This window comes from Allobosea sp. P1_A7, assembly GCF_056406775.1.
The window spans coordinates 1-1,055 of sequence record NZ_JBFTZN010000600.1; the positions used below are offsets into that span (position 1 = coordinate 1).

Annotated in this window: 1 protein-coding gene; it reads left to right on the forward strand. The window is 66.0% G+C overall.

The genetic code is table 11. The annotated features are described in order from the left end of the window. The first annotated feature begins 92 nt into the window (after positions 1-92). A protein-coding gene (locus AC1D34_RS37920) for an IS630 family transposase (protein ID WP_476827071.1) occupies positions 93-1,039 on the forward strand; the annotation gives its coding sequence in 2 pieces (ribosomal slippage) (positions 93-429 and positions 429-1,039; 948 coding nt in all). The last annotated feature ends 16 nt before the right edge of the window (positions 1,040-1,055 follow it).

Below are 1,055 nucleotides of genomic sequence, written 5' to 3' on the forward strand. Positions count from 1 at the left end.
GCTAGAGCAGGTTCATGGTTTTCCGATTCTGCCGGGATTCCCAAGCGGCGCGAACAGTGCGATTCCTTCCYCGTCTGACGCGGGAGGCCGGGATGGCACGGGCTTACAGCCAGGATTTGCGTGAGCGAGTGATTGCGGCGACCGAGGCGGGCTTGCCTGCGCGCCATGCGGCCGATCGGTTCGGGATCGGCATCGCGACGGCGATCGTCTGGGCGCGCCGGGCGCGGGAAACCGGAGAGCGCACGGCGCGGCGGCAGGGTCAGCCGCAGCGCTCCAAGCTCGATCCGCATGGGGCGTATCTGCAAGGCCTGATCGACGCCGACTGCGACATCACGCTGGCCGAAATGCAGGCGAAGCTGCTTGAGAAGCACGGCCTGAAGGCCGCCATCGGCACGCTCTGGAAGTTCCTCGACCAGCGTGGCCYGACCGTCAAAAAAAGACCGCGCACGCGGCCGAGCAAGACCGCCCCGATATCGCCGAGCGGCGTGAAGCCTGGTTCGACAGCCAACCCGATCTCGACCCGGCCCGCCTGATCTTCATCGACGAGACCGGCGCCAGCACCAAGATGGCGCGCCTGCGCGGGCGGGCGCCGCGCGGCCAGCGTTTGCGCGCTGGGATTCCTCACGGCCATTGGAAAACGACGACCTTCGTCGCGGGCCTGCGCCTCACCGGCATGACCGCGCCGATGGTGCTCGACGGGCCGATGAACCGCGAGGCTTTCCTGGCCTATGCGGGCCAGGTTCTCGCCCCGACGCTTGCGCCAGGCGATATCGTCATCATGGACAATCTGCCCGCCCATAAGGGCGAAGCGGTGCGCCAGGCCATCGAGGCGACCGGAGCCGCCCTCGTCTTCCTGCCGCCCTACAGCCCTGACTTCAACCCGATCGAGAACGCCTTCGCCAAGCTCAAGGCGCTCCTGCGAAAAGCAGCCGAGCGAACCGTCGAAGGCCTCTGGCGTACCATCGGAACAATCCTCGACGCCTTCACTCCCGACGAATGCAAAAACTACTTCAGGGCTGCCGGGTATGAGCCGGAATAACGTGAAAATGCTCTAG